General features: G+C 61.9%; 25 protein-coding genes. 17 read left to right on the forward strand and 8 right to left on the reverse strand.

Going from position 1 to position 26439, the window contains the following annotated elements; all coding sequences use genetic code 11:
• Window positions 1-2: 2 nt before the first annotated feature.
• Window positions 3-734 (forward strand): class II aldolase and adducin N-terminal domain-containing protein, encoded by a 732-nt coding sequence (locus GVN17_RS11765; RefSeq protein ID WP_166595429.1) that lies wholly within the window; start codon window positions 3-5, stop codon window positions 732-734.
• A gap of 53 nt (window positions 735-787) precedes the next feature.
• Here the strand turns inward: GVN17_RS11765 and GVN17_RS11770 are convergent, their stop codons facing one another.
• On the reverse strand, window positions 788-1216 hold the full coding sequence (locus GVN17_RS11770; RefSeq protein WP_166595430.1) for a hypothetical protein: 429 nt from the start codon (window positions 1214-1216) through the stop codon (window positions 788-790).
• A 75-nt stretch (window positions 1217-1291) separates the two neighbouring features.
• Here GVN17_RS11770 and GVN17_RS11775 point away from each other — a divergent pair, with 75 nt between their 5' ends.
• Window positions 1292-1651: a MerR family transcriptional regulator gene (locus tag GVN17_RS11775; protein ID WP_166595431.1), complete on the forward strand. Its 360-nt coding sequence runs from the start codon at window positions 1292-1294 to the stop codon at window positions 1649-1651.
• 162 nt (window positions 1652-1813) lie between these two features.
• Here GVN17_RS11775 and GVN17_RS11780 read toward each other — a convergent pair whose 3' ends face one another.
• On the reverse strand, window positions 1814-2500 hold the full coding sequence (locus GVN17_RS11780; RefSeq protein ID WP_166595432.1) for a GntR family transcriptional regulator: 687 nt from the start codon (window positions 2498-2500) through the stop codon (window positions 1814-1816).
• A gap of 203 nt (window positions 2501-2703) precedes the next feature.
• Here GVN17_RS11780 and GVN17_RS11785 point away from each other — a divergent pair, with 203 nt between their 5' ends.
• The 5 genes from GVN17_RS11785 to GVN17_RS11805 all read left to right on the forward strand — a co-directional run bounded on the left by GVN17_RS11785 (window position 2704) and on the right by GVN17_RS11805 (window position 8756).
• A complete protein-coding gene (locus tag GVN17_RS11785; protein WP_218576170.1) occupies window positions 2704-4140 on the forward strand; it encodes an aldehyde dehydrogenase in 1437 nt (478 codons plus the stop codon).
• A 127-nt stretch (window positions 4141-4267) separates the two neighbouring features.
• Window positions 4268-5599 carry an MFS transporter gene (locus tag GVN17_RS11790; RefSeq protein WP_166595433.1) on the forward strand — a complete coding sequence of 444 codons (1332 nt, stop codon included), beginning with the start codon at window positions 4268-4270 and terminating at the stop codon, window positions 5597-5599.
• 18 nt (window positions 5600-5617) lie between these two features.
• Window positions 5618-6439, forward strand: a complete 822-nt coding sequence (locus GVN17_RS11795; protein ID WP_166595434.1) for an N-acyl homoserine lactonase family protein — start codon at window positions 5618-5620, stop codon at window positions 6437-6439.
• Window positions 6440-6492: 53 nt separating this feature from the next.
• Window positions 6493-7797: an MFS transporter gene (locus tag GVN17_RS11800; protein ID WP_218576171.1), complete on the forward strand. Its 1305-nt coding sequence runs from the start codon at window positions 6493-6495 to the stop codon at window positions 7795-7797.
• 65 nt (window positions 7798-7862) lie between these two features.
• Window positions 7863-8756, forward strand: a complete 894-nt coding sequence (locus tag GVN17_RS11805) for an NAD(P)-dependent oxidoreductase (RefSeq protein ID WP_166595435.1) — start codon at window positions 7863-7865, stop codon at window positions 8754-8756.
• A 271-nt stretch (window positions 8757-9027) separates the two neighbouring features.
• Here the strand turns inward: GVN17_RS11805 and GVN17_RS11810 are convergent, their stop codons facing one another.
• Together GVN17_RS11810 and GVN17_RS11815 are read right to left on the reverse strand one after the other, a co-directional pair.
• Window positions 9028-10767: a dipeptidase gene (locus GVN17_RS11810; protein ID WP_166595436.1), complete on the reverse strand. Its 1740-nt coding sequence runs from the start codon at window positions 10765-10767 to the stop codon at window positions 9028-9030.
• A 169-nt stretch (window positions 10768-10936) separates the two neighbouring features.
• Window positions 10937-11848 (reverse strand): LysR family transcriptional regulator, encoded by a 912-nt coding sequence (locus GVN17_RS11815; protein WP_166595437.1) that lies wholly within the window; start codon window positions 11846-11848, stop codon window positions 10937-10939.
• Window positions 11849-11952: 104 nt separating this feature from the next.
• On the opposite strand from GVN17_RS11815, the gene GVN17_RS11820 reads away from it, so the two are divergent.
• From GVN17_RS11820 to GVN17_RS11840, 5 genes are all read left to right on the forward strand, one after another.
• Window positions 11953-12417, forward strand: a complete 465-nt coding sequence (locus GVN17_RS11820) for a MaoC/PaaZ C-terminal domain-containing protein (protein WP_166595438.1) — start codon at window positions 11953-11955, stop codon at window positions 12415-12417.
• 10 nt (window positions 12418-12427) lie between these two features.
• On the forward strand, window positions 12428-13570 hold the full coding sequence (locus GVN17_RS11825) for an acyl-CoA dehydrogenase family protein (protein ID WP_166595439.1): 1143 nt from the start codon (window positions 12428-12430) through the stop codon (window positions 13568-13570).
• Between the two features lie 9 nt (window positions 13571-13579).
• Window positions 13580-14569, forward strand: coding sequence for an acyl-CoA dehydrogenase family protein (locus GVN17_RS11830; protein ID WP_166595440.1), 990 nt, complete (start codon window positions 13580-13582; stop codon window positions 14567-14569).
• A 70-nt stretch (window positions 14570-14639) separates the two neighbouring features.
• A complete protein-coding gene (locus tag GVN17_RS11835) occupies window positions 14640-15956 on the forward strand; it encodes an MFS transporter (RefSeq protein ID WP_166595441.1) in 1317 nt (438 codons plus the stop codon).
• Between the two features lie 19 nt (window positions 15957-15975).
• Window positions 15976-17217, forward strand: coding sequence for a CaiB/BaiF CoA-transferase family protein (locus tag GVN17_RS11840; RefSeq protein WP_166595442.1), 1242 nt, complete (start codon window positions 15976-15978; stop codon window positions 17215-17217).
• A 10-nt stretch (window positions 17218-17227) separates the two neighbouring features.
• Here the strand turns inward: GVN17_RS11840 and proP are convergent, their stop codons facing one another.
• The 3 genes from proP to GVN17_RS11855 form a co-directional block, all read right to left on the reverse strand.
• On the reverse strand, window positions 17228-18733 hold the full coding sequence (gene proP / locus GVN17_RS11845) for a glycine betaine/L-proline transporter ProP (RefSeq protein ID WP_166595443.1): 1506 nt from the start codon (window positions 18731-18733) through the stop codon (window positions 17228-17230).
• A 524-nt stretch (window positions 18734-19257) separates the two neighbouring features.
• Window positions 19258-20115 carry a transporter substrate-binding domain-containing protein gene (locus GVN17_RS11850; RefSeq protein WP_166595444.1) on the reverse strand — a complete coding sequence of 286 codons (858 nt, stop codon included), beginning with the start codon at window positions 20113-20115 and terminating at the stop codon, window positions 19258-19260.
• A gap of 71 nt (window positions 20116-20186) precedes the next feature.
• On the reverse strand, window positions 20187-21002 hold the full coding sequence (locus tag GVN17_RS11855; RefSeq protein WP_166595445.1) for a 2OG-Fe(II) oxygenase: 816 nt from the start codon (window positions 21000-21002) through the stop codon (window positions 20187-20189).
• 135 nt (window positions 21003-21137) lie between these two features.
• Between GVN17_RS11855 and GVN17_RS11860 the strand changes: the two genes are divergently transcribed.
• The 5 genes from GVN17_RS11860 to greB all read left to right on the forward strand — a co-directional run bounded on the left by GVN17_RS11860 (window position 21138) and on the right by greB (window position 25155).
• On the forward strand, window positions 21138-22034 hold the full coding sequence (locus GVN17_RS11860; RefSeq protein ID WP_166595446.1) for a LysR substrate-binding domain-containing protein: 897 nt from the start codon (window positions 21138-21140) through the stop codon (window positions 22032-22034).
• A gap of 282 nt (window positions 22035-22316) precedes the next feature.
• Window positions 22317-23036 carry an ABC transporter permease gene (locus GVN17_RS11865; protein ID WP_166595447.1) on the forward strand — a complete coding sequence of 240 codons (720 nt, stop codon included), beginning with the start codon at window positions 22317-22319 and terminating at the stop codon, window positions 23034-23036.
• 13 nt (window positions 23037-23049) lie between these two features.
• Window positions 23050-23787, forward strand: coding sequence for an ABC transporter permease (locus GVN17_RS11870; RefSeq protein WP_166595448.1), 738 nt, complete (start codon window positions 23050-23052; stop codon window positions 23785-23787).
• A 17-nt stretch (window positions 23788-23804) separates the two neighbouring features.
• Window positions 23805-24596: an ABC transporter ATP-binding protein gene (locus GVN17_RS11875; protein WP_166595449.1), complete on the forward strand. Its 792-nt coding sequence runs from the start codon at window positions 23805-23807 to the stop codon at window positions 24594-24596.
• Between the two features lie 79 nt (window positions 24597-24675).
• The gene (gene greB / locus GVN17_RS11880; protein WP_166595450.1) at window positions 24676-25155 is read left to right on the forward strand and encodes a transcription elongation factor GreB; all 480 of its coding nucleotides are present in this window, start codon (window positions 24676-24678) and stop codon (window positions 25153-25155) included.
• A gap of 275 nt (window positions 25156-25430) precedes the next feature.
• On the opposite strand, the gene GVN17_RS11885 is transcribed toward greB, so the two are convergent.
• Window positions 25431-26366, reverse strand: coding sequence for an AraC family transcriptional regulator (locus GVN17_RS11885; protein WP_371928536.1), 936 nt, complete (start codon window positions 26364-26366; stop codon window positions 25431-25433).
• Window positions 26367-26439 lie beyond the last annotated feature (73 nt).

Genomic DNA, 26439 nt, shown 5'->3' on the forward strand with positions numbered 1-26439 from the left:
TCATGGCGTTATCACTCGAAGAGCAGGCGCGCATCGACCTGGCCGCGACCTTTCGCATCGTCGCCCACTTGGGCATGCACGAAGCGGTCGCCAACCATTTCAGCGCCGCCGTCTCGGCCGATGGCAAGCAATTCCTGATCAACCCGAAGTGGAAACACTTCTCCCGCATTCGCGCCAGCGACCTGTTGCTGCTGAACGCCGATGACCCCGCCAGCGCCGAGCATCCTGATGTCGATTCGACCGCGTGGTCGATCCACGGACAGATTCACCAGCGCCTGCCGGAAGCCCGCGCGGTGCTGCATCTGCACCCGGTCTACACCACCGCCGTGGCCTGTCTGGCCAAACCTCAAGTGCTGCCGATCGACCAGAACACCGCCCGCTATTTCAACCGCATCGCCGTGGACGACATGTACGGCGGCATGGCCGACACCGAAGCCGAAGGCGCGCGCCTCGCCGGTCTGCTCGACGGCAAACGCCGCCTGCTGATGGGTAACCACGGCGTCATGGTCATCGCCCCGAACATCGGAGAAGCATTCGACGATATCTGGACCCTGGAACGCGCCTGCCAGATCTACGTGACAGCCCTGTCCACCGGCCAGCCGTTGCGGGTGCTGTCGGATGACGTGGCGGAAAAGACGGCGAAAGGCTGGGAGAAAATCACTGACTTTTCCCGGCGGCATTTCGAAGAGATGAAAGACCTGATGATTGAGCAGGACCGCTCGTTGTTGGATTGAATCCGTGAGTGGGCGCCGGTTGCTCTTACACGGTGAACGGCGCCCCGGCGGGTTCAGGTGCTTGCCCCTGTGCGTTCGAAGTCTGCGTTCTCTTGCACCCGCCAGCCCTGGGCAATCCCAAACGCTACCTCAAACACAGTAAAACCCAGCAGCAGAAAGCTCGCCCCATGGGCCACGGCATAGAGTTGCCACACGGCGAACAACCCGCGGGCCAGCGCGTCGTAGAGGCCGACGATTCGGCTGGCATGTCTCAAGCGCCACAGGGACCAGACCACCACCACGCTGCCGAGCAGGTTGGCAAGCAGCATGGCCGTGACGTCCAGCGTCGGTATTGGGCGATCCAGTCCCAGCGTGTCGGACATTTTCGCAAACCCCTCGAACACCCACGCCGCCGTCCAGGGCGTCATGAAGCCTGCCGTCACCACCAAGTCATATCCGGCGCTGGCCCGGACGATCTGTTTATTGCGCTTTACGCTGACCATCGTCATCCCTCACAGTTTGAGCCCGCAGGCTAAAGCCTGGTCCTAAGTCCAGAGTCAATACGGGCGTCGAGCATCATGAGAATTGGCGAAGTGGCAGCGCTCACCGGGGTCTCGGTGGATGCGTTGCGGTTTTACGAAGAGAAGCAGTTGATCAAGCCGCAACGGACGGCCAACGGTTATCGGCTGTACCCCGAGCAGACCGTGCAGTTGGTGGGGTATATCAAGCTGGCGCAGCAGTTGGGGTTTTCACTGGCAGAGATTGGTGAAAATTTGCCGCTTTTGTGGAACAGCGAGGCGGTGTCGGCGCCGGTGCTGGCGCAGCTGTTCGCTGAAAAGATCGCAGTGTTGGACGCGAGGATCGCGCAGATGAGCGTGTTGCGCGGGTTGTTGGTGGAACGGGCAGGGCAGGTGTGTCCGTTGTTGGCGCCGAACTGAGAGGGTTTTTCGGCACGCCGCCATTCCCTGTGGGAGCGAATTCATTCGCGAAAGGATTTGGCAAGTGACACATCCGGGGCGGATCTACCGCCTTCGTGAATGAATACACCCCTACAGGTTCCGAGGCTCAACAAGCCTTGATCGACGCGCTGGCCCCTGCATTCACTTGCTCAAAAACTTCGCCGCATAGATCGCCCTGGCCCGGTCCATGTGGCCGTAGGACAGGCGGTCGAGGCGTTCGCGGTCGCAGGTGCGCAGGGCGTCGACCATGTCGGCGTGTTCCTGGCAGGCTTGCGCCAGGGCTTCGGTGTCGGCCACGCCGTAGGCGCGGGCGGGGAAGCTGAGCCAGTCGTGGAGGCGGATGGATTCAGCGAGGTAGGGGTTGTCGCACAGGCCGTACAGTTCGCGATGGAACTGCATGTTGGCGCGGTTGATCTGGATGATGTCGCCACTCTCGGCGGCGTCGGCGTGGGCCTGCATCGCGGCGGTCACCCGGTCGAGACGCTCAGGGTCGACCGGCAGTTTCATCATCGTCACGGCGGCGCGGTGCAGCACGCTGCGCATGCGATAAAGATCGTCCAGGGCCTGAGCATCGAAGCGACGAATCTGCGCGCCAAGGTGCGGCGGTTTTACCACCACGCCCAGTCGTTCAAGCTCCACCAGCGCAGCGCGAACCACATGGCGTTTGGCGTCGTAATCGTCCATCAGATGATCTTCGATCAGCCGCGTACGGGGCAGAATCCGGCCTTTGATGATGTCCGTTTCAATCGCTTCGATCACCGCCGCCACCGGTTCGGGCAGGGCGTGGTGGCTGTGTTCCGCGCTCATGTGGCCGTCAAACTTGCTCATCGATTGTTCTCGTTATTCTCAAATTCGTTCATCCGGCATTGGCAGATCGATGCCAAATCCCTGTGATTTCACGACCGTTCCCTGGCGGATGGCAGCAAGGCGTTATCAATAACCTTATCACCATTAATGGCGACAACGTGCTGGTTGTTTCGGCGCCGGACATGCACGCAGACTGGCTTCAATCAACAAGAACTGGAGCCGTCATGAACGCTTTCACACCCGAAGAATTCCTCATCAGCACCGACCCTGCCACCGGCCTGCAAGTGGGCAGGGTACGGGTGACGCCGGTCGACGAACTGGACGCCATTGTCGCCCGTGGCTGGAAGGCATTCAACGAGTCCGGCTGGAAAGCCCTGTTGCCCCATCGCCGCGCGGCGGTGTTGCGTGCCATCGCTGACGGCCTGGCGGCGGAAAAGGAAACCCTCGCGCAACTGCAAATGCGCGACAACGGCAAGCCCATCGGCGAATGCCGTGGCATGGTCGATTCGGCCGTGGGCACCTTCCTGTATTACGCCTCGGTGTGTGAAACCCTGGAAACCGACGTCACCCCGGCGCGGGGCGATTACGTGTCGTTCACCGTGCTCGAACCCTACGGTGTGGTCGCGGCCATCACCCCGTGGAACTCACCAATCATGAACGACGCCACCAAGGTCGCCCCCGCTTTGGCGGCGGGCAACGCGGTGTTGCTCAAACCTTCTGAAGATTCGCCTCTGCTGGCCCCTGAATTGCTGCGCATCGCCCTGGCCGCCGGTCTGCCGGAGGGTCTGCTGCAAGTGGTGCAAGGTCGCGGCGCCATCGTCGGTGCGGCGCTGGTCGCGCACCCTGGCGTGCGCATGGTGTCCTTCACCGGCGGCACTCAATCCGGTCAGGCCATCGGCAAGGTGGCCGGAGAACGTCTGATTCCGGTGGCGCTGGAACTGGGTGGAAAATCTCCTCACGTGGTGTTCGCTGACGCCAACATCGAACACGCTGTCGCTGCCGTCGTGGCCGGGATTTTCGGCTCTGCCGGGCAGTCTTGCGTCGCCGGTTCGCGCCTGTTCATCGAAGAAAGCATTTACGACGACGTCCTTGAGCGCGTGGTGCAGCGTGCACGGGAACTCAAGGTCGCGGCCCCTGACGCTCAAGGCGTGGAAATGGGCCCACTCGCCTCGTTCCACCATCGTGAGCGCGTGATCCGTTTCGTGGGCCGCGCCCGCGACGAAGGCGGCCGCATTCTGTGTGGCGGTGGCGTGCCGGTGGGCGCGGAGTACGCGAAGGGCGCCTATTACCTGCCGACCGTGATCGACGGTCTGGGTCCGGACGCATTGTCGTGTCAGGAGGAAGCCTTCGGCCCGGTGCTGGTGGCGCTGCCGTTCAAGGACGAGGCCGACCTGATTGCTCAAGGCAACGGCACGGCTTTCGGTCTGGCCTGCGGCATCTGGACCGAGAGCTTCAAGCGCACGTGGCGCATCGGCCGTGCCCTCGAAGCCGGTTCAGTGTGGATCAACACCTACAAGCAGTCGGTCACCAGCACGCCGTTTGGCGGGTTCAAGAACAGCGGCATTGGCCGCGAAAAAGGCATCGACGGCCTGCGTCTGTACGCGCAAGTGAAGAGCCTGTATTTCGGCCTCCACGAAAACCCGCTGGCGGTCGCCAAGTAACGCGGGAAAGCGAGTGGTCGGCGCCTGGCGGAGCAGGGCCGATCACCCGTCGAAAGCGTCCGGATCTGCCGACCGTTTTATGTACAGCGGTCATCGAAAATAACAATAGCCACCTTAAGGTGATGTCATGTCCGAAGCGAATCGCGTGCTTGAATCCACGACCATGAAACGCGTGGCGTTTCGTGTCGTGCCGTTGTTGGTCATCTGCTACATCGTGTCTTACCTCGACCGGGTCAACGTGGGTTTCGCCGCGTTGACCATGAACCAGGAACTGGGTTTTTCTTCGGCGGTGTACGGGCTGGGGGCGGGGATTTTCTTCCTGACGTATTTCCTGTTCGAAGTGCCGTCGAACCTGATGCTGCACCGCTTCGGCGCCCGTCGCTGGATCGCCCGCATCATGTTCACCTGGGGCATCTTGTCGGGAGCGATGGGGCTGATCCCGCAAATCTCCCACGCCACCGGCCTGAGCACTGAAACCGTGTTCTACACCCTGCGCCTGTTGCTCGGCGCGGCGGAAGCCGGGTTCTTTCCCGGTGTGATTTTCTTCCTCACGCTGTGGTTTCCCAGCGCGTATCGGGCGCGGGTCGTGGGCTATTTCATGACCGCGTTGCCGTTCTCCAGTGTGATCGGCGCGCCGCTGTCCGGCTGGTTGCTGGGCATGGGCAGCCACGACGGGCTGTCGGGCTGGCAGTTGATGTTTCTTCTGGAAGCGATCCCGGCGCTGATCCTCACGGTCGTGGTGCTGAAGTGCCTGACCGATCACCCTCATCAAGCGACCTGGCTCGCCCCTGAACAGCGCGACTGGCTGACTCAGCGTCTGGCCGACGAAGAACGCGCCGGTCCGCAGGACAGCAAACCGGGCGTGTGGAAGACCCTGTCCCACCCGATGGTGCTGCTGCTCGGGCTGGTGTATTTCAGCGTGGTGTACATGAACTACACCCTGGGCTTCTTCCTGCCGACGATCATTCGTGACTTCGGCCTGACCACCTTGCAGACCGGTCTGGTCGCAGCGATCCCACCCATTGTCGGCACCCTGAGCATGGTCTTCTGGGGCCGTCGTTCAGACCGCCATGGCGAGCGCAAATGGCATCTGGTCTTCGCATTGGCCGTCGGCGCCAGTTGCTTCGCGGCAGCGGCGCTGGTGAGTTCGCCGGTGCTGATGATGATCTGCTTCGCCGTCGCCGCGTTCGGCATTTACGGTTGCCAGCCGGTGTTCTGGACCTTGCCGGGCACGTTCCTTTCGGGCGGCGCGGCCGCCGCAGGGATCGCCACCATCAACGCATTGGCCAACCTGTCCGGTTTCATGGGGCCGTCGGTGATGGGCTGGATCAAGACCACGACTGGCGCCTACAGCGGCGGGCTGTTGCTGGCCGCTGGCATGGCGGCACTGGCGACGTTGGTGGTGGCCAGTTTCGGTCGCGAACGCTTCCCCGTGCGCACCGTCGTCACCGGTCAATAAAACAAAAAGGAGCGCTTCATGAAGTGGGAAATCTACGCGTTGCGTTATGGCATGCAGAACCGACAGGCCGGGGACAATTTCTTGCATGCCCCGGACCCCCATGACGCCGACATGCCCCTTGATTATTTCGTCTGGCTGTTGCGCGCCGAGGGGCGGGAGATTCTGGTGGACACCGGGTTCAGCATCGAGACCGCGCAGCAGCGCGCGGCCAAGGCGCCCAACGACCGCCGCACCCGGACTATCCTGCGCCCGGTGGGCGAGGCGTTGCGCGCCATGGATTGCGACCCGGCCTCGATTCGCGACGTGGTGATCACGCACCTGCATTACGACCACGCCGGGAACCTGAACCTGTTCCCCAACGCGCGCTTCCATTTGCAGGACCGTGAGATGCAATTCGCCACGGGCCGGCACATGTGCATGGGCTGCATGCGCGGTGCATTCGACGTCGAGGACGTCGTGACCATGGTCCGCGCCGTGTACGCCGAGCGGGTGGAATTTCACGGCGGCGACGCGACCATCGCCCCCGGCGTCAGCCTGCACCACGTCGGGGGTCATACCGATGGCCTGCAGGTGGTGCGGGTCGAAACGGCGCGTGGCCCGGTGGTGCTGGCCAGTGATGCCGCGCATTTCTACGGCAACCTGGAGCGCAAGGACCCGTTCCCGATCTACTTCGACCTGGGGGCCATGACCCAAGGCTGGCGCGTGGCGCGGGCGCTGGCAGGCGGTGATGACAGCCGGGTGATTCCGGGCCACGACCCGCAGGTGCGGTTGTCGTTTCCACCGTTGCCCGGTTCCGACGGGGAGACCGTGCAGCTGCACTTGCCGCCGCTGAAACCCTGAAGGCTGGCGCTGTAGGGCCTGAGTCCGAATCGACCATAAGAAGGATAAAAACCATGACCACTCTGTCTGCCACGCTGGCCGCCGAGGACAACTCGGCGATGAAGTCGGCGGTGCGCAAGTTCTACCAGCGCATGGTGCCGCTGACCGTGCTAATGCTGCTGATCAACCAGATTGACCGCACGAACCTGGGTTTCGTCCAGGATGCACTCAAGGCCGATCTTGGCGTCGGTGCGGCGGCGTTCGGCCTGGGCGCCGGGCTGTTTTTCATCGGCTACGCGCTGTTCGAAGTGCCGAGCAACCTCTACCTGAAAAAGCTCGGCGCACGAGTGTGGCTGACACGGATCATGATTTCCTGGGGCCTGGTTACGCTGCTCATGGCGTTTACCCAGGGCGAGACCAGCTTCTATGTGCTGCGTTTTCTGCTGGGGGCGATGGAGGCCGGGTTTTTTCCGGGGGTGATTTACTACTTCAGCGTCTGGCTGCCGGACGCCCATCGCGGGCGGGCCGTGGCAATTTTTCTCAGTGCGTCGGCGCTGGCCTACATCGTCACTGGCCCGGTCAGCGGCGCGCTGCTGGAGATGCACGGCTGGCTGAACCTGGCGGGCTGGCGCTGGATGTTTCTGATCGAAGGCGGCGTGTCGATCCTCATCGGGCTGGTGAGTATTTTGTGGCTGGTGTCGAACATCAAGGACGCCAAATGGCTGAGCGCGGAAGAGAAGGACGCCCTGCAAACGGCGGTCGATGCTGATGACGCGGCGCGGGTCACGGAACAGCAGCACCAGTCGCAGCTCAAGCTGCTGATGCAGCCCACGGTGCTGAAACTGTGCGCGATCTACTTCACCTCGACCATGACCGGCTACACCGTGACGTTCTGGCTTCCGGGGATTCTGCGTCAGATCGATGGCATCAATAATTTCCAGGTGGGGCTGCTGTCGGCGGTGCCGTGGATCTTCGCGGTGATCGCGATGTACACCCTCGCCAAGCTCACCGATAACAAGGGCCATCGCAAGTTGCTGGTGGCCGGGGCCTTGCTGCTGATGGCGATCGGCATGCTGCTCGCCACCTTTGGCAGCCCGTGGTTTGCGCTGTTTGCGCTGACCATCGCGGCGGTCGGTTACAAGTCCTGTAACTCGGTGTTCTGGTCCATGACCGCAGTGTCGCTGGAGCCGAAAGCGCTGGCCGCAGGCATCGCGCTGATCAACTCATTGGGCAACCTCGGTGGGTTTGCCGCGCCCGCCACGTTGGGCGCCATCAAGGAACAGACCGGTTCCATTCAGGGCGGCTTGCTGGGCCTGACGGCGTGCTCGTTGATCGGTCTGGCGCTGGTGCTTTCCCTGAAGACGCGCAAGGGCGTCTGACTGTTTTCCCGGCGCCGTCAGGTTCGAACCGGCGCCGATTTTTTTTACATTCGTTGGAGATCGATATGCAAAACGCAGTAGCCGTCTATGGCTTGGGCAACATGGGGTTTTTGATTGCCGAGCGCATCGCCAAGGCGTTCCCGGTGAAAGTCGCCGATCTGGATCAGGGGCTGATCGCTCGCGCCGCCGAGCAGTTTTCCGCCGTGGCCATTGGTGGGCCGGAGACCCTGAGCGAGACGTCGGTGATCGTCTTGTCGCTGCCCAGCCCGAGCATTTCCCAAGCCGTGGTCAAGCAGATCGCGCCGCACCTGAGCGCGGGCACCGTGGTGGTCGAAACCAGCACCGTCAACCCGGAAGACATGCACGCCTTGCAGCGCCTGCTCAAACCCCACGGTATTGAAGTGATCGACGCGTCGGTGCTGGCCGGTGTGGGGCAAATGGCGGCGGGCACGGCCTCGCTCGCCATCGGCGGTTCCGCTCAGGCGGTGGAAGCCGCGAAGCCGGTGCTGGATGCGATTGCCGACAAACAGATTTATTTCGGTGAGACCGGGGCGGGCGCCGCCGCGAAGGTCATCAACAACGCCGTCGCCCACGCGGTGATGGTGGTGATTGCCGAAGCGGGTTCGATGGCCACGGCGGCGGGGGTCGATACGCAAAAACTGATCGCCATGCTGTCCGACGCGCAAATGGGCATCCAGCGCCCGCTGACCCACCGCTATGCCGAGCGCATCGTCGACGGCAATTACAACGGCGGCATGCCACTGGATGCCGCGCGCAAAGACTCGGTCCTCGCCCTGCAACTGGCGCAAAACCTGGGCGTGCCGCTGTTCGCCATTCAGGGTTCACATTCGGTTTACGAGATGGCCGCGAATGCCGGTTACGGGCGTGAAGACTACGCCGCCATCGCCAAGCTCTGGGCCGATTGGGGGCGTCCGGCGGTGCCGGGTTCGAAGGGCTAAGCCCGATTTGCAAATGACATCTGTGGGATTCTGAGGTGTTCACACGTGTTCGGCACGCCACCAATCCCTGTGGGAGCGAATTCATTCGCGAAAGGATTTGGCAGGCAACACATGTGCGTCGGATGTACCATCTTCGTGAATGAATTCGCTCCCACAGGGTGATGTGAATTGCCAGGATTTCGTGACCGACGCCATGCCTCTGTAGCGGCACGGCTTGCCGGCGGTGGCGCACTCAAGATCGCTGCCGCCGGCAAACAGGACGTTTACGGAATCACAACTTCGGCAATTGCCCGATCCGTCCAAACATCTCGGTCACGATCTGTAAGTCCAACAAAAACTGCTCGGTGGTCTTGAACTCGCTGTCGGTGTGGCCGGTGTATTTGACGTCGGGGCGGGCGAGGCCGAATTGCACGCCGTTGGGCAGTTCATGGACCGAGGTCGCGCCCGCCGACGTGCCAAATGTATGCGCCATGTTCAGGTTTTCACTGGCCACGGTCAGCAGCGCTTTGACCCATTCACCTTCCGGATTGCGGTACATCGGCTCGGCAATCGACACGTCGAACGCCGGAGTGATGTGCGCTTTCTCGGTCCAGGCATCGAGCTTTTTACCGATCTCGGCCTTGAGGCTTTCCGGCGACTTGCCCTTCGGCACGCGCAGGTTGACCGCCAGTTTGAACGCTTTGTCGTCCTGCGCCACGTAGGTCAGCGAAGCCGTCAGCGGGCCCATGAAGGCATCCGAAAAACCAATGTCCAACTTCTCGCCCAGATAACCGAGCCCCCAGTTGTCCGTCGCATAACGGGCCGCGTCGGTGATCGCGTTGTGTTTGAGCGCGACCTTGCCGTCGAGGCTGTTGAGGAAACCCAGCATCCGCGCCACCGGATTCACACCCGATTCCGGCTCGGAGGAATGCGCCGACACGCCGGTCACGGTCAGGCTGACACCCTTGCCCTCGACCTTGGCATTGATGTTGAAATTGCCGCCGTTGTGCTGCACGTAATCGATCCCGGCTTTTTGCAGGTCAGCCGCCAGCGCTTCGGGTGTGTCGGTGACGAAGGTGGCCACCGAACGCGACGGAATCTGGTTCGTCGCCATGCCGCCGGTCATCGACGTCACCTCGGCGCCTTGACCTTCAGCAGCACGGCGAGGAAAGGTCGCCATGACCGTCCCGTAACCTTTCTCGGTGATCACCACCGGGTAGCTGCCGTCCAGCGCGAGGTTGTATTCCGGCACCGGGTTGCGCTCGAAATAATAGGGAATCGCGTCGCCTGCGGTTTCTTCCGTGGTGTCCACCAGCAGCTTGAACGTGCGGGCCAGCGGCAGCTTTTCTTCCTTGATAATCTTCATCGCGTACAGCGCCACGACGATGCCGTTCTTGTCGTCCTCGGTGCCCCGGCCGTACATGCGGTCGCCGATCAGCGTGACCTTGAACGGGTCGAGGTGCGTGCCGTCTTCCAGCACCCAGTTCTCCGGGGTCACCGGCACCACGTCGGCGTGGGCGTGAATCCCGACCACTTCCTTGCCCGCGCCTTCGAGGGAAATCTCGTAGACCCGGTTGTCGATGTTACGGAAGTTCAGGTGGAAGGATTCGGCGAGGCTTTTGATCTTCGCCGCGATCTCGATGAACGCCGGGTTCTCGTGCTGTGGCACGCCGTCCTGGCGAACGGTGGGGATTGCCACCAGCTCACGCAACGTCTCGGTCGCCGCCGCGCCGTATTTCACGCGGGCATAGAGGCCGAGCAGACGGTGAATTTCGTTCTGCTGTTCAGCGGTCAGAGGCTTGTTGGCGAGAAACCCAGTGATGGCGGGCGTGAGTGTGTCGGTTTTTGCGAGGTCGCTCTTGCCGACACGGTCGAGGAACTGCCTGAAGTCCTTGACCGATGCATCGTTGAATGAGGAGAGAATCGCAGTGCCCTGTTGGGCGGTGAGATTGGCAAATGCAGCAGGGCTGAATGACGAAAAACTTGCCAGCACCAACGTGGCCGCAGCCAGGTGCTTGAGGGAAACATTCATGAGGTAAGGCATTCCTTTGCAGGCAGTCTTGAGAGATTCCTGATCGTTCGATCAGAACGGCCTGCACGCTAACATCGCGGGGCGGGAGGGGAAACCTTTGTTAAAGGATGTGTCGCGAGGACGAGGGGAAGTGGCGCAGATTTGAAAACCGAGTGCCAGTAGCGAACCCCTAAACGCCTTGCGGGGCCTCTTTGCCCATGACCTCCAGACAGGTTTGCCGGAACGCCAGTGCGATCCGTGTTTCGGTCTGCGCATTGAAGATCAATGACAGGCCGATATCCGGCCCCAGATTCGCATCGGTGAGGCCCAGGAAGTGCGCACCGTCCACGCTTCGTCGCCCATGAAGAGAAGGCACCAGCGCTACGCCCAGTCCTGCGGCGACCAGGCTGATCGTCGCTTGAATCTGAGTGGTTTCCTGCACGACCCTCGGCAGAAATCCTGCTGCCTGGCAGGCGCTGCTCACGGCGTAATGCAAGCCGGTCGCCTCTTCCCGGGAATACGAAACAAACGCGGCATCACGCAGTTCAGCCAACGCCACCTGATCTTGAGACGCGAGCCGGTGGTTGGCGGGGACCACGGCGATCAGGCGATCGGCTTCCAGCAATTCACTGGACACGTGGTAACGGTCGATGATCGGCGACCGGACCAGACCGATGTCGAGCACGCCACGTTCCACTTCTTCGACGATGCGATTGGACGGGTAGTCCCGCAGCACCAACTCGACGCCGGGGTAGCGCTCGCGGAAGTCTGGAAGAATGCGCGGGATGAGCGACAGGGTTGCTGAACCCACGCACCCGACGGTGAGCAGTCCGCGTACCCCGTCCACCGTTTCGCGGGCGTGTCGCTGAGCCTGATCGAGATGAAACAGCGCCTTGCGCACGTCCTCCAGCGCCGCGACGCCCGCTTCGGTCAGCCTGACGTGTCGGGTCGAGCGCTCGAACAGCGCGGTGCCAAAGCTTTCTTCCAGCTTGCGGATGGCCACGGAGAGCGGTGGTTGAGAGATGTGCAGCAGCTCGGCGGCCCTGCGGAAATTAAGGGTTTCTGCGAGCACAACAAACTGACGCAGCTGACGGATATCCATATTGATACCGATTCACTATCAATTGACTGGAAAACAATATTAGAAAAGGAAAGGGTGCATCGCTAGTCTCGTTTCTCAATAAAAACGACATCGAGACGCCACTCATGCATGACGACATACCGTTGCTTGGCCAAGGTCCGTTCTGGCAGGAACTGGACAAGGGCCAACGTTTCCGAACCTTCCGCCGCACGCTGACCGAAGCCGATCTGGTGCATTTCATCGGCGTCACCGGCCAGACCGAAGTGATTTTCATCGACGCCGAATACCCCGGCGCCATCAAAGGCGGGCGGCCGGTTCCCTCTGCGCTGACCTACAGCCTGATCGAAGGCATCCTCATGCAGACGCTGTTGCAGAACGTCGGCCTGGCCCTGCTGGAAGTCCAACAAGTGATCAAGGCACCAGTGTTGGTGGGCGACAGCGTGCATGCCGTGGTGGAAATCACTGATATTCGCCCGACGTCCAAATCACAACGGGCAGTGGTCACGCAGCAGGTCACGGTGATCAACCAGCATGCCGTGGTGGTGATGGAGTATTCGGTCAAGCGTTTGCTGGCCGGTCGCCCGGACTGAGGAATCAGCGATGCTCGAACCTTTGGATTTTTGCGCCGAACCTTCCGTTCACGAGCCGCTGCGGCAAGACGTGCGGCGTTTTTTGCTGGACCGCATGGCGGCGTACCCGACCGATCTGCGCGCTCGCACATGGCAGGGCTTCGATGCCGATTTCAGTCGCGCACTGGCCGCCCGAGGCTGGGTGGGGCTGACGCTGCCCAACGCCTACGGCGGTGCAGAACTGGATGCCTTCGCGCGCTTCGTCGTGGTCGAAGAATTGTTGTGCGCGGGTGCGCCGGTCGCCGCTCATTGGATCGCCGACCGCCAGAGCGGACCGTTGATCGTGCGCTACGGGACCGAGGCGCAGAAAGCGTTTTACCTGCCGCGCATCTGCCAGGGACAGGCGTTCTTCTGTATCGGGATGAGCGAGCCTGGGGCCGGGTCCGACCTCGCCAGCGTGCGCAGCCGTGCCCAGCCGGATGGCGAGGGTTGGCGGCTCAACGGGCAGAAGATCTGGACCACCTACGCCCAGCACAGCGATTTCATGATCGCCCTGGTGCGCACCTCTGGAACGCCTGAGGATCGCCATCGGGGATTGTCCCAAGTGGTCATTGACTTGACGTTGCCCGGCATCGATATCCGACCGATTCGTGACCTCACGGGCAGTTCGCACTTCGCCGAAGTGTTCTTCAACGATGTACATCTGTCGGCCGACGCGTTGATCGGGGCCGAAGGGCAGGGTTGGGAGCAAGTGACGGCGGAACTCGCATTCGAGCGCAGCGGGCCGGAGCGGCTGTATTCCAGTCTGGTGTTGCTGGACGCGTGGCTGGCCTGGCTGCGGGAGCGGGGCAGGCGAGAAGACGCGGTTTTATTGGGGCGTTTTGTCGCCGAACTCACGACCCTGCGGGGTTTGTCTCTGGCGGTCACCGGGCGTCTCGCGGCGGGGCACAGCCCGGTGATCGAGGCCGCGCTGGTCAAGGACTTAGGCACCAGCTTCGAACAGTCGGTGCCGCTGTTGATTGCCGACGCCATCGGTGCCGACACCCAACCCCCACCCGCGTTGCTCAGACGCACGCTGGATTACTTATGCCAGGTGGCTCCCGCGTTTTCACTGCGCGGCGGCACTCGGGAAATCTTGCGCGGCGTGATCGCGCGCGGCCTGGATTTGCGTTAGGAGCCTGACATGAGTATCGATCGTTTTATCACCGATACCTTCGGCGAGTGGCTGGAGGCAACGTTCGACGGCCAGCGGGTACGAGGCATCGAGCAGGGGCAGGGCACTGAAGCCGGTTGGCAAGCGGTGCTCGACAGCGGCTTTGCCGACTTGATGGTCGCTGAATCCCAGGGCGGCGCGGGTGCCGGGCTGGAAACCGTCGCCGAAGTCCTGCAGACCTGCGGCCAGTGTGCCTTGCCGTTGCCCCTGCCCACCACGATGTGGGTGCGGGCGGCCTTGGCCGAGGAAGGGCATGACCTGCCAATGGGCGGCATTGCATTGGCCCGAGGGTATCGCCAAGGGCAATCCGTCAGCTGTCCCAATGTCGCCTTCGGTGACACGGCGGAATCGGCGCTGGTGCTGCTGGACGATGGCGCATGGGTGTTGCCGATCACGGATGCCGAGCGCTCCGGCTCGGGGCTCAGCGTCGACCTGCTGTGGACCTCATTCCCGACCGACGCCCGGAAGCTGGGAGGCGGGCATGACTGGGAGGCCATGGGGGCCGTGATCTTTGCTGCGTTGATCGCCGGTGCGGCCAGCCGTGTCCTGAAACTGTCCTTGGCGTACGCCGCTGAACGCACTCAATTCGGCAAGCCCATCGGGCGATTCCAGGCCGTTCAACAGCAGCTGTCGGTGCTGGCCGAGGAAGTGTATGCCGCGCGGATGGCCGTGCAGTTGGCTCTGCGGGGCAGCGGGTTGGCGGTCGATCCTGACCTGGCGGCGCTGGCCAAGGCGCGGGCGAGCCAGGCGGTGGTGACCCTTGGCGGGATCGGTCACATGGTCCACGGCGCCATCGGCATCACCGAAGAGTACGACCTGCAACTGTACACGCGACGCCTGCATGACTGGCGCCTGCAATTCGGCAGCGAGCGCTATTGGCAACAGCGTTTGGGGCAGCGCCTGCTCGACAGCGACCTGTCGATGCTCGACTTCATGCGCGCACTGACCGGGACCGGCTGACTATCTCGGTGCGCCGCTGCATCCGCTTTATGAAAGACGCCTGATAACAATCACAATTGAGGCTCATCACATGGCACATGACGCATCCACCGTGTTGAACGCGACGGGCGATACCGACGCTCCGTTGACCGTGGCGACCGCCTGGCGACCCATCGTCGCGGGCAGCATCGGCAACACCATCGAGTGGTTCGACTGGTCGATCTACACCGCCTTCGCGCTGTATTTCGGCCCACAGTTTTTTCCTTCCGACAATGAAACAGCGGCGTTGCTGGCCACGTTCGGGGTGTTCGCGGTGGGCTTTGGCATGCGTCCGGTCGGCGGGTTGCTGATCGGCCTGTTCAACGATCGGGTCGGGCGTCGCGCGGCACTCACGCTGACGATTTTGATGATGGCGCTGCCGTCATTGCTGATTGGACTGCTGCCCACCTACGCGAGCATCGGCATCGCGGCGCCGATTCTGATGGTGCTGGCGCGCATGGTTCAGGGCGTCTCGGTGGGCGGGGAATATGGCGCTGCGGCGACCTTTCTCGCTGAATCCGCACCGGCGGCCCGACGGGGTTTCTATTCGGGCTTCATGTTTTTCAGCATCGCGTTGGGGCTGTTGTTCGCTTCGGCATTGGCCTGGTTCCTGACGTCGGTATTGAGCAAGGAGCAGATGATTGATTACGGCTGGCGCATCCCGTTTCTGATCGGTTCCCTTGGCAGCTTCGTCGGGCTCTGGTTGCGTCGCTCGGTCGCGGAGCCTGAGGCTTTCCAACAACAGAAAAAACAGGGACACGTGGTGCGTCACCCACTGCGTACGCTGTGGCGTGAACACCCGCAGGCCCTTCGGCGCATGGTCGGCATCAGCCTGCTGGGGGCGTTCGCATTCTACCTGTTCGTCAGCTACATCCCGGTGCATGCCATCCGCACCTCGGGCGCGGCGCCGACGGTGGCCTACGCCGCCAGCACCCTGGCACTGGCGATCTTCATGCTGTCGCAGCCGCTGTTCGGGCTGCTTTCCGACCGGATCGGCAGACGACCGCAATTGATCCTGTTTGCCCTCGGCTACCTGCTGTTGCTGTACCCGGTGGTGTCGATGATCAACGCGTCGTTCGTCACGATTCTTGCCGTGGAGCTGTTCGGGTTGCTGTTCTACGGCCTGTACTCCGCGATTGCACCGGCAGTGAAAGCCGAGCTGTTCAGCACCGATGTCCGTGCCTTGGGGATTGGGCTGCCGTACAACCTAGTGGTGGCGATTTTCGGCGGCACCACCCCCTATTTGATGACCTGGCTGCAAAGCGTAGGGCATGGCGACTGGTTCCTGTTTTATGTCTCGGCGGCTGCACTGGTCAGCCTCGTCGCGTTCTGGCGCATGCCGGAAACCAAAGGCCAACGCCTGCGCTGAACTTTTCAAGGAAAACATGATGACTGATGCTTCGCTGTTTGCACCGGGTGCCCTTGATGGTTTGCGGGTACTCGATCTGTCCCGCGTGTTGGCGGGTCCGTGGTCCACGCAAATCCTCGGCGACCTGGGCGCCGAGGTGATTAAGGTGGAAAACCCCGCTCGGGGCGACGACACCCGTGGCTGGGGCCCGCCCTTCCTGGAAAGTGGCGACAAGCCGTGGGATGCCGCTTATTACTTCTGCACCAATCGAAACAAGCAGGCCATCGCCGTGGATTTCGCGCAGCCTGAAGGCGCGCAGATCCTTCGCGATCTGGCCGCCAAGGCCGATATCGTCATCGAAAACTTCAAGGTCGGCACGCTCGCCCGGTACGGCCTGGATTATCAGAGCCTCAAGGTGCTCAACCCCCGGTTGATTTACTGTTCCATCACCGGGTTCGGTCAGACCGGACCGTATGCACCTCGGGGCGGCTATGACTTTCTGGTGCAGGGCATGAGCGGGCTGATGAGCGTGATTGGTCGTCGCGATGACGAGCCCGGCGCGGGCCCCTTGAAAGTCGGCATACCGGCCAGCGATCTGTTTTGCGGTCTGTACGCGACGGTCTCGATTTTGGCCGCGGTGCATCACCGAACACGAACCGGGGAGGGTCAAGCGATCGATTGTGCATTGCTCGATTGCCAAGTGTCGTTGCTGGCGAATCAGGGCATGAATTACCTGGTCGGTGGGCAAGTACCCGGTCGATTGGGCAACGCTCATCCCAACGTCGTGCCGTATCGCGACTTTGCCGCCGCTGACGATTACATTCTGGTCGCATGCGGGGGCGACGGGCAATTTCAGGCGTTGTGCCAGCTACTCGAACGCCCCGATCTGGGGGAAGACCCCCGTTACCGCAACAACGCCGGGCGCAGTCAGCATCGCAAGGAGCTGGAACTGCAGTTGGCCCACAGCATCGCGACGTGGCCTGCGGCTGAACTGTTGGCTCGGATGGCCCAGAGCGGGGTGCCGGGTGGGCCGATCAACAGCGTGGCCCAAGCGCTCGCCGACCCGCACGTCCAGGCCCGCGACATGTTGCACACGATGCGTCGCGATGACGGTTCCGAGGTGACAGTGATCGGCTTTCCGGCGAAGCTTTCGGCCACACCGGCGAGTTATCGGCGCGCGCCGCCCGGTTTCGCACGAGACACCCACGATGTGTTACGCCGGACGCTGGAGCTGGATGACCCAACCCTCGCGCGGCTGGCACGCGAGGGGGTCGTGGGCTAGCGGAGGGACTTTACTCGTTGATCCGCGGATGCTGCTGCACCAGCTCTTTACGCTTGGCTTCCAGCTCCGCGATCTGCTGATCGAGGTCTTCGATCTTCTGTTCGATGTTGTCGTGGTAGTCCTCCAGCAGCTCTTTGGCTTCTTCAAGGTTGGAGGCTGCCGGGGCGGCGCCGCGCAGGGGTTTGTTGGCGGTTTCTTTCATGGTCAGGCCGGTCACCAGACCGATCACCGCGACCACCATCAGGTAGTACGCCGGCATGTACAGGTTGTTGGTGGTTTCCACCAGCCAGGCGGCGAGGGTGGGGGTGACGCCCGCGATCAGCACCGAGACGTTGAACGCACTGGCCAGCGCGCTGTAACGGATGTGCGTGGGGAACATCGCGGGAAGGGTGGACGCCATCACGCCGATGAAGAAGTTGAGCACCACAGCAAGGATCAGTAATCCGGCGAAGATGAGGCCGATCTTGCCGCTGATGATCAACATGAACGCTGGAATCGCCAGGATGAACAGCGCGATGCTGCCGACGATGATAAAGGGCTTGCGGCCGATTTTGTCGCTGATGAAACCGATCAGGGGCTGCACGAACAGCATGCCGACCATGATCGCGATGATGATCAGCACACCACGGTTTTCGCTGTAATGCAGGTTGTGGGACAGATAGCTCGGCATGTACGTCAGTAGCATGTAGTACGTAACGTTGGTCGCGACCACGATGCCGATGCAGGTCAACAGGCTACGCCAGTGCTGGACGGCGACTTCCTTGAACGAGACTTTCGGGCCGTGGGACAGGCCTTCGCGATCACCCTGTTCGAGCTTTTCCACATGCTGCTGGAACGCCGGGGTTTCTTCGAGGGCGTTTCGCAGGTACAGGCCGAGCATGCCCAGCGGCAGGGCGAGGAAGAACGGCAGGCGCCAGCCCCATTCCTGGAATTTGTCTTCGCCGATGACGGCGGAAATCATCACCACAATACCCGCGCCCAGCACGAAACCGGCGATGGAACCGAAGTCCAGCCAGCTGCCGAGGAAGCCGCGTTTGCGGTCCGGGGCGTACTCGGCGACGAAGATCGACGCGCCGGTGTATTCACCACCGACCGAGAAGCCCTGGGCCATTTTCGCCAGCAACAGCAGGATCGGCGCCCAGATGCCGATGGAGGCGTAGGAGGGGATCAGGCCGATGGCCGTGGTGCTGAGCGACATGATGACGATGGTCGCGGCAAGGACTTTCTGTCGGCCGTATTTGTCACCCAACGCGCCGAAAAACAGGCCACCCAGTGGACGAATCAGGAAGGGCACCGAGAAGGTCGCCAACGCGGCAACCATTTGCACGCCAGGGGAGGCGCCGGGGAAAAACACTTTGCCGAGCACGTAGGCGACGAAGCCGTACACGCCGAAGTCGAACCATTCCATGGCGTTACCGAGGGCGGCTGCGGTGATCGCCTTACGCATTTTCGCGTCGTCGACAATCGTGATGTCCTGCAGCCCAATCGGTTTGACTTTTTTCTTGCCTAATTTCATACGGGTCACTCAGTTGCGGAATCGGTCTAGCCTGCAGATGCCATCGTAGTGGTGGCACCGCTCTAACCGATCAGATACATGAGGACACGAAATAATTCAGCGGGGGGAGTGAATTCATTCGCCAAAAGGGGCCGTAAAGCCGATACATCCCTGTCGCCTGACCTGCCTTTCGCGAATGAATTCGCTCCCACAGAAGTCCAGCGCCGCCGCGAAGCTTGGGGTCTGACACGGGTTCAAATTGTGGGAGCGAATTCATTCGCGAAGGGGCCGTAAAGCCGATACATCCCTGTCGCCTGACCTACCTTTCGCGAATGAATTCGCTCCCACAGAAGTCCAGCGCCGCCCCGAAGCTTGAGGTCTGATACGGGTTCAACTGTGGGAGCGAATTTATTCGCGAAGAGGGCCGTACAGTCGGTACATCCCTGTTGCCTGATCCATCATTCGTCGGTATGCCGCCCAGAATGAATTCGCTCCCACAGCTTTTTCACGGGACCGGCATCTTGCGCTGCCGGTCCTGCGAAGCCTCAAGGACGAATGTCAGCCTTGAACCACTTCTCGGACAGGCGTTTTACGGTGCCGTCGGCCAGTGCTTCTTTCAGCGCACCGTCGAACTTCTCGCGCAGGTCGTTATCCGCCTTGCGGAAGCCCAACGCTTCGCCCGGGCCCCAGATGTCACCGCCGATTTTCGGGCCGATCATTTTCACGGCGGCGTTATCAGGCGTGTCGAGGGCGGAGGTGAAGAAGGTCACGTCGTCGAACGCGAAGTCGATGCGACCGGCGTTCAGATCGAGCAGGTGCTCGGCGGACTTGGCGTAGGTGCGAATGTCCGCCACGCCGGTGAAGTTGTCTTCGACAAATTTGGTGTACGCCGTGCCCGTCTGGATGCCGAGGGTCTTGCCCTTGAGCATCACTTTCATTTTGTCGATGGCGGCTTTGTCTTTCGTTGGGTCGCCGCTCAGTTTGAGCACTTCGTTGCTCGGCATGCTGGCGATGATCTTCGGATCGGCGCTGACGAACACGGCCTGGGTGTTGGCGTAAGGGATGGAGAACGCGATCTCGTTCTGACGCTCGGGGGTGATGACGATGGCGTCCATCAGCACGTCGAATTTGCCCGCGTTAAGGCCGGCGATCATGCCGTCCCAGTTTTGCGCTTGCAGTTTGCATTCGAGCTTGATACGAGCGCAGACGTCTTTCAGCAACTCAGGCTCGAAACCGGAAATCTCACCGCTGGGCAGGGTGATGTTCCAAGGCTCATAGGCGCCCTCGGTCGCAACGCGAACCGAAGTCCATTCCTTGGCGGAAGCCGCTCCGCCGAAAACCAGGCTGCCGCCCAGTGCTGCACACGCGAGGATTTTTTTAGTGACGTTATAGGTGTGGCCCATGTGTTTCCCCATCTGGTTGAAAGGACTGGCAGGGTCAAGCTAGATCAAAAGCCGCGAATCGTCTGTTTTTATTATGCTGCTGTGGTTTCGGTGTTTGGCTGGGCCGCACGCCCATAAAAACCGATCTGCTCTTCGGCGCTGAACATCACGCCAGGCTTTTCGTAGTAAGAGAACACCGCGACCATCCGTTCGCGTTGACCCTGTACCGGCGTCACCCGGTGCGCGGTATTTTTCCCACGAAACACATTGAGAGTGCCAGCGCTGAGACGCAGTTTCTGCACCTCGGGGTCGTTTCCACGCAACAAGTCGGCCACGCCGTCGTAATTGGGATCGTCCGCCGTGCGCAGGTCGGTGCGGTATTCGAACTCGCCTCCGGCTTCCGGCGCCTGGAGCATCAAAGTGGTGGTGAACTCCGAACGGTCGAAGTGCCAGTTCAGGGTTTCGCCTTCGCGGTAGCTCATCACATTGACCCGCGCCAGAGGGTCGGCCATGACGTACAGCGCCGGTTTTTCCATCACCGCGCTGAGGAATGCCACCAGCGGTGGGTATTCGTAAACCTCGGTGACGACCGTGCTGGCAAGCTGATCGCCGCACAGGGTGTGGCTGACCGTCTCGACCTTTTTCAACGCCGGGTGATCGGCGGGCAATTCCGGGATCTCCGGCTTGAAGTAGATGTTGTGCGAGCGTTTGTGCGTGTGGGATTCGGCGTCCATGGTCGGTTGAATCTGCCGTGCGGCCAGTCCGACGTGTTCGTCCTGAATGAAGCCTTCAAGGCTGAACATGCCGTTGCGGGCCAGTTCGGCGCGGGCCTTGTCGACCAGTGCGTTCCATTCCTCGCTGCCGACGCGGTCGAGCGGGTAGCGCTGAAGATTGATGACAGTGTTCATGTCGGCACTCCTTGTTGAAGGGCGGCCTGTTCACGCGAGGCCGCTGAGGTATGGCCTAAAGCTAACGTGGGGAAATCTTCGCAACAACGGCAAAAATTGTTAGCCTCCCCCTAGAAAAACTTGGGGAAGACGCACATGAAACGATTGCCACCCTTGAATGCCGTGCGCACCTTCGAAGTGGCGGCGCGGTTGGCGAGCTTCGTCGCGGCCGGGAAGGAGCTCGGGGTTTCCGCCGCAGCGGTGAGCCAACAGGTGCGCCATCTGGAGGAATACTTCGGCAAGAAGCTCTTCGTGCGCAGCGGCAATCGCTTGTCGCTGACCGACGCCGGGCTGGCCATTTTCCCGCAGACCTCACGGGCGCTGGATGACATCGCCGCCATGACCGTTCGCCTCCTGGAAGGGGAAATGCGCACACGATTGATCGTCAGCGTGCCGTTCTCCCTGGCCGAAGTGTGGCTGGCGCCGAAGCTCGCGGCCTTGCTCGAAGGCTACCCCCAGTTGTCGGTGGACGTGCGGGTCGAAGACGATCCCGTGGACCTGGCCCGGCACGATGTCGATATCCGTGTCAGCTATGGCGACTATCACTACCCTGGCCTTGAAGCGATTCCCTTGGTGCATGATCACGTCGTGCCGCTGTGTGCACCGGAATGGTGGTATCGCCACGGCAACAGCGAATTCGACCTCACGCGCATTCACGAAAGCCTGTTCATTCACACGCAATGGGGGCCGAATTACGCGTCCCATCCGACGTGGAGCGACTGGTACGCGAGTGAAGTCGGGCAGCCATCGCCGGACCCGGCACTGGGCCGACGCTCCGGGCTGTCGAGCCTGTCGATCACCTTGGCAAAGCTCGGGTGCGGGATTGCGCTGGGGCAAAAGCTCATCGCCCAGCCTGATCTGGCGGCGGGGCGGTTGATCGTGTTGTCTGCGCGTTCTCTGCCGCTGGGGCACCCGTACTGCGCGTTTGTGCCGACCGAGAAACGCAAGCGAGCGAATGTGCAGAGTTTTTTGGGGGTGTTGGGGGAGGGGTGATGGGCCAACCCATCTGTTACACCCCGACGCACTTCAATGGCGCCAGATGTTTCCCACCGCCCCAAACCGATGCGTCCTACGCAGCCGGAAGAAAATACCCACATACCCTGTCATGGAACCTTATCCCCCTTCAAACGCCTGAACAGAGGGGTCGCAGCCCGATCGGCAACGACCCCAAACGATCTGGCAATCAAATTGCATATGCTTGTAAAGACAAGTATGTATGAGTTGGGGGTGTCGCCAGACACCGGACCTTGAACTGTTTGCGGCGGGAATGACGCTATGGATCTCTTACAGCTGCTCAGCTTCGGTAACGGCGGGTGGGGCGCGGCCTTGCTCAAGGCCGCAGGCATGACGGTGGTGCTGACATTGGCGGCGTTGCTGGTGGGGGCGGTGGCCGGGAGTGCCGTTGCGGCGGCCAAGCTCTCGCGCCGTCGCCCGTTGCGTTACCTCGGCGACGCTTATTCGATCCTGTTTCGCGGGATTCCCGAATTGCTGGTCATCTACCTGTTCTACTTCGGCGGCGCCACCGTGATGGGGGCCGTCAACCATTGGTTCGGCGGCGAAGGGTTCGTCGACACGCCACCGTTTCTGGTCGGCGCGCTGGCGGTCGGGCTGATCTCCGGCTCCTATCAGGCGGAAGTCTACCGGGGCGCCTACCTCGCCATTGTGAAGGGCGAACTTGAAGCCGCGCTGGCCATCGGCATGACCAAGGGCATGCGCATCCGTCGCGTGCTGATCCCGCAAGTGTGGCGTTACGCGCTGCCGGGGCTGGGCAACGTCTGGCAGATGACCCTCAAGGATTCGGCGCTGATTTCGGTGATCGGCCTCGTCGAACTGATGCGCGCCAGTCAGGTGGCAGCCGGTTCCACGCGCCAATACTTCACGTTCTACATCGTCGGCGGCGCGTGTTACCTGATCCTCACCGGGCTGTCAGGACGCCTGTTCAACATTGCCGAAAACCGCGTGCAGCGCACCCAGCGCCGCAACCCGAACGCCTGAGAGGGGAACCACGATGATCGATTTTGCCTTTCTCAGTGACACGATGCTCAAGCTGCTGGCGGCGTTGCCCACCACCCTGAGCCTGTTCTTCGCCAGCCTGTCCATCGGCCTGTTGCTCGCCGTGGGCGTGGTCTCGTTGCGCGTCAGCCGCTGGCCATTTCTGAGCTACCCGGCACGCTTTTACATCTGGCTGTTTCGCGGCACGCCGCTGCTGATCCAGATGTTCCTCATCTATTACGGCCTGGGCCAGTTCTCGGCCATCCGCAGCAGCTTCATGTGGGAAATCCTGCGCTCGCCCTATGGTTGCGCGGTGGTCTCGCTGGCGATGTGCACGGCGGGTTACACCGCTGAAATCCTGCGCGGCGGACTGCTCGCCGTGCCTCAGGGCCAGATCGAAGCGGGCAAGGCCGTGGGCATGAGCCGCTGGACCTTGCTGTACCGGGTGATTGGTCCGGTCACCTTGCGTCAGGCCTTGCCGGCCTATTCGACCGAAGCGGTGTTGATGGTCAAATCCACGGCCATTGCCAGCCTGGTGACGGTGTGGGACGTGACCGGCGTCGCGCAGCAAATCATTCAGCGCACCTACCGCACGATGGAAGTGTTCCTCTGCGCGGCGGTGATTTATCTGGTGCTGAACTTCCTCATCGTTCGCTTCATGTCGTGGATCGAGTACCAACTCTCGCCGCACCTGCGCGAACGCCCTGTACAGCCGGTGGCCACCCCGGCCGCTGAAACGCCTCCATCCCTTTGAACACTGCGGAGCCCGTCATGAACTCAACCATCGAGACCGCGCTGTCGGTCACCAACATCTGCAAATCGTTCGGCTCGGTTCAGGTGCTCAAGGGGATTTCGCTGGACGCCCATCGCGGCGACGTGATTTCCATTCTGGGGGCCAGCGGCTCGGGCAAGAGCACTTTCCTGCGCTGCATCAACCTGCTGGAATCTCCTGACGAAGGCCGGATCGTGCTGGGCGGTGAAGTCATCGAGATGAAGCAGAACGGCAGCGGGCGACTGATGCCCAGCAACACCAAGCAGGTCGAGGCGATGCGCAGCAAACTGGGCATGGTCTTTCAGAGCTTCAACCTGTGGTCGCACATGACCGTGATGCAGAACATCATCGAAGGCCCGATGCGCGTGCTCAAACGCTCCCGCGCCGAGTGCGTCGAAGAAGCCGAACAACTGCTGCACAAGGTCGGCCTGTACGATCGCCGCGATTATTACCCGGCGCACCTGTCGGGCGGTCAGCAGCAACGGGTGGCGATCGCCCGCGCGCTGGCGATGAACCCGCAGGTGATGCTGTTTGACGAGCCGACTTCGGCGCTGGATCCTGAACTGGTGGGCGAGGTGTTACGGGTCATGCGCTCGCTGGCGGAAGAGGGCCGCACGATGCTGGTCGTGACCCATGAAATGGGCTTCGCTCGGCACGTGTCGAATCGGGTGGTGTTCATGGCCCAGGGCCTGATTGATGCCCAGGGCACGCCGGATGAATTGTTCGAAGGTTTGCCCACCGAGCGTTTCCGCCAGTTTGTCGCCAGCCACAACCAGCGCGCCGCCGAGTGATCGCTGCCTGGCGCCCCGCGCATTTGCTGGGGCGCCAGGAGCGCCGTAAGCTAGCGCCTTTCCCACGCGAGGCCCGGCCATGGCGACGAACATCATTACCAGAGAAGGCCACACTGCCTTGAAGGCGGAGTTGGACCATCTGTGGCGGGTGCATCGCCCGGAAATCACGCAGAAGGTGGCCTGGGCGGCGTCCCTCGGCGACCGCAGTGAAAACGCCGATTACCAGTACAACAAAAAGCTGCTGCGCGAGATCGACCGCCGCGTGCGCTACCTACGCAAGCGGCTGGAAGACGTTAAGGTCGTGGACTATTCGCCGGAACAGGAAGGGCGGGTGTTCTTCGGCGCGTGGGTCGAGATCGAGAACGACGACGGTGAAGCCAAACGCTTTCGCATCGTCGGGCATGACGAGATTTACGGGCGTCTGGATTACATCTCCATCGACGCGCCCATGGCCCGCGCGTTGTTGAAAAAGGAAGAGGGGGATGAGGTCACGGTTCAGACGCCGAGTGGCGAGGCGATCTGGTATGTGAGTGGGATCAGGTATGGCGCGGAGGGATAAAGCTGCGAACCCTTCTGACCGACTGCAGCTCGATAACGGGTGCGGCCGCGGCTCTTCATCGCCTGACCCACCTTCGCGAATGAATTCGCTCCCACAGAGGTCAGGGTCGTCGCGAAGCTTGAGGTCTAACGCGGACTCAACTGTGGGAGCGAATTCATTCGCGAAGGGAACGGTCCAGTCGATACATCTCCAGCGTCTGACCCCCTTTTCGCGAATGAATTCGCTCCCACAGGACTTAGTGTCGCCGGTGAGTTCTGGGCCTGGCTCCACCAGGTTCAATCTCGGCGCTCAGCCTGCAAAACCTCCCGCCGATACTGCCCCGGCGATTTCCCATGCACTCGCCGAAACGCCACCCCGAATGCCGCGTCGGAAAGGTAACCCAAGGACGCCGCAACGGTGGCGACACTTCCGGTGCCAGCGGCCAATCGTGCAGCGGCCACGCGCATGCGCCAGCGGGTGGCGTATTCCACGGGAGGCTGGCCGACCCGTGCCTTGAACAGGGCCGCGAAGCTCGACCGCGAAAGGCCGGCGATGTCGGCCATCTCGGCCAGTTTCCAGGATTTGTCCGGGGCGTTGTGGATCGCGCGCATGACGTTGGCAACGGCCGGTTCCCGCAACCCTGCGAGCCAGGCCAGATCAGCGACATCGGCGGTGCTGATGTGATGGCGCAGCGCGTGAACGAAGATCAGCCGCAGCAGGTCGTTGCACATCGTGTACGCCCCGGCTAGCGCCGATTGCCACTCCCGGTCCAGTTCATCCAGCAGCCAGGCGAACGAAGATGCTCCCCCCGACTCGGCGCGGATGACGATAGCCGGTGGCAACAGCGCCAGCAAATCGCTCGCGCCGGGGCTGACCAGCGAGACGCTGCCACCTAACAGCTCCACCTCATCCCCGACGCCAAAACTCGCCGACGCACCCGACGGCCCGAAAACCTCGGACGCATTCACGGCTTCAAGTTCGGGGGCGCTCGCCAGCACGAACGGCGTGCGGGACACCACAAAACAATCCCCCGCCTGCAAGCGGCGGGGCGGCTGATCCGGCAGGCACAGCCAGCATTCGCCCCGACGCACCACGTTGAATTTCAGCTCGATGGGCCGGAAGCGCAACGCCCATTTGCCACCGGCTTGCAGCCGCACCGAACACGCGGCGCGCAGGCCCGCCAGGGAAAGGATGTCGGAGAGAGGATCGGATACAGGGCTTTGGATGATCACGACAGAAAACCGGATGATATGAACTGGTTCGTCCCGCCAGCTTAAAGAAGAATTGAACGCTCCGATACACACC

Source organism: Pseudomonas sp. SLFW, assembly GCF_009905615.1.
Lineage (GTDB): Bacteria > Pseudomonadota > Gammaproteobacteria > Pseudomonadales > Pseudomonadaceae > Aquipseudomonas > Aquipseudomonas bambusae.

Excerpts from the sequence above, each read along its gene's own strand:
- GVN17_RS11765 (WP_166595429.1), top strand. The coding sequence starts at position 3 with ATGGCGTTATCACTCGAAGAGCAGGCGCGCATCGACCTGGCCGCGACC.
- GVN17_RS11770 (WP_166595430.1), bottom strand. The coding sequence starts at position 1,216 with ATGGTCAGCGTAAAGCGCAATAAACAGATCGTCCGGGCCAGCGCCGGA.
- GVN17_RS11775 (WP_166595431.1), top strand. The coding sequence starts at position 1,292 with ATGAGAATTGGCGAAGTGGCAGCGCTCACCGGGGTCTCGGTGGATGCG.
- GVN17_RS11780 (WP_166595432.1), bottom strand. The coding sequence starts at position 2,500 with ATGAGCAAGTTTGACGGCCACATGAGCGCGGAACACAGCCACCACGCC.
- GVN17_RS11785 (WP_218576170.1), top strand. The coding sequence starts at position 2,704 with ATGAACGCTTTCACACCCGAAGAATTCCTCATCAGCACCGACCCTGCC.
- GVN17_RS11790 (WP_166595433.1), top strand. The coding sequence starts at position 4,268 with ATGTCCGAAGCGAATCGCGTGCTTGAATCCACGACCATGAAACGCGTG.
- GVN17_RS11795 (WP_166595434.1), top strand. The coding sequence starts at position 5,618 with ATGAAGTGGGAAATCTACGCGTTGCGTTATGGCATGCAGAACCGACAG.
- GVN17_RS11800 (WP_218576171.1), top strand. The coding sequence starts at position 6,493 with ATGACCACTCTGTCTGCCACGCTGGCCGCCGAGGACAACTCGGCGATG.
- GVN17_RS11805 (WP_166595435.1), top strand. The coding sequence starts at position 7,863 with ATGCAAAACGCAGTAGCCGTCTATGGCTTGGGCAACATGGGGTTTTTG.
- GVN17_RS11810 (WP_166595436.1), bottom strand. The coding sequence starts at position 10,767 with ATGAATGTTTCCCTCAAGCACCTGGCTGCGGCCACGTTGGTGCTGGCA.
- GVN17_RS11815 (WP_166595437.1), bottom strand. The coding sequence starts at position 11,848 with ATGGATATCCGTCAGCTGCGTCAGTTTGTTGTGCTCGCAGAAACCCTT.
- GVN17_RS11820 (WP_166595438.1), top strand. The coding sequence starts at position 11,953 with ATGCATGACGACATACCGTTGCTTGGCCAAGGTCCGTTCTGGCAGGAA.
- GVN17_RS11825 (WP_166595439.1), top strand. The coding sequence starts at position 12,428 with ATGCTCGAACCTTTGGATTTTTGCGCCGAACCTTCCGTTCACGAGCCG.
- GVN17_RS11830 (WP_166595440.1), top strand. The coding sequence starts at position 13,580 with ATGAGTATCGATCGTTTTATCACCGATACCTTCGGCGAGTGGCTGGAG.
- GVN17_RS11835 (WP_166595441.1), top strand. The coding sequence starts at position 14,640 with ATGGCACATGACGCATCCACCGTGTTGAACGCGACGGGCGATACCGAC.
- GVN17_RS11840 (WP_166595442.1), top strand. The coding sequence starts at position 15,976 with ATGACTGATGCTTCGCTGTTTGCACCGGGTGCCCTTGATGGTTTGCGG.
- proP (WP_166595443.1), bottom strand. The coding sequence starts at position 18,733 with ATGAAATTAGGCAAGAAAAAAGTCAAACCGATTGGGCTGCAGGACATC.
- GVN17_RS11850 (WP_166595444.1), bottom strand. The coding sequence starts at position 20,115 with ATGGGCCACACCTATAACGTCACTAAAAAAATCCTCGCGTGTGCAGCA.
- GVN17_RS11855 (WP_166595445.1), bottom strand. The coding sequence starts at position 21,002 with ATGAACACTGTCATCAATCTTCAGCGCTACCCGCTCGACCGCGTCGGC.
- GVN17_RS11860 (WP_166595446.1), top strand. The coding sequence starts at position 21,138 with ATGAAACGATTGCCACCCTTGAATGCCGTGCGCACCTTCGAAGTGGCG.
- GVN17_RS11865 (WP_166595447.1), top strand. The coding sequence starts at position 22,317 with ATGGATCTCTTACAGCTGCTCAGCTTCGGTAACGGCGGGTGGGGCGCG.
- GVN17_RS11870 (WP_166595448.1), top strand. The coding sequence starts at position 23,050 with ATGATCGATTTTGCCTTTCTCAGTGACACGATGCTCAAGCTGCTGGCG.
- GVN17_RS11875 (WP_166595449.1), top strand. The coding sequence starts at position 23,805 with ATGAACTCAACCATCGAGACCGCGCTGTCGGTCACCAACATCTGCAAA.
- greB (WP_166595450.1), top strand. The coding sequence starts at position 24,676 with ATGGCGACGAACATCATTACCAGAGAAGGCCACACTGCCTTGAAGGCG.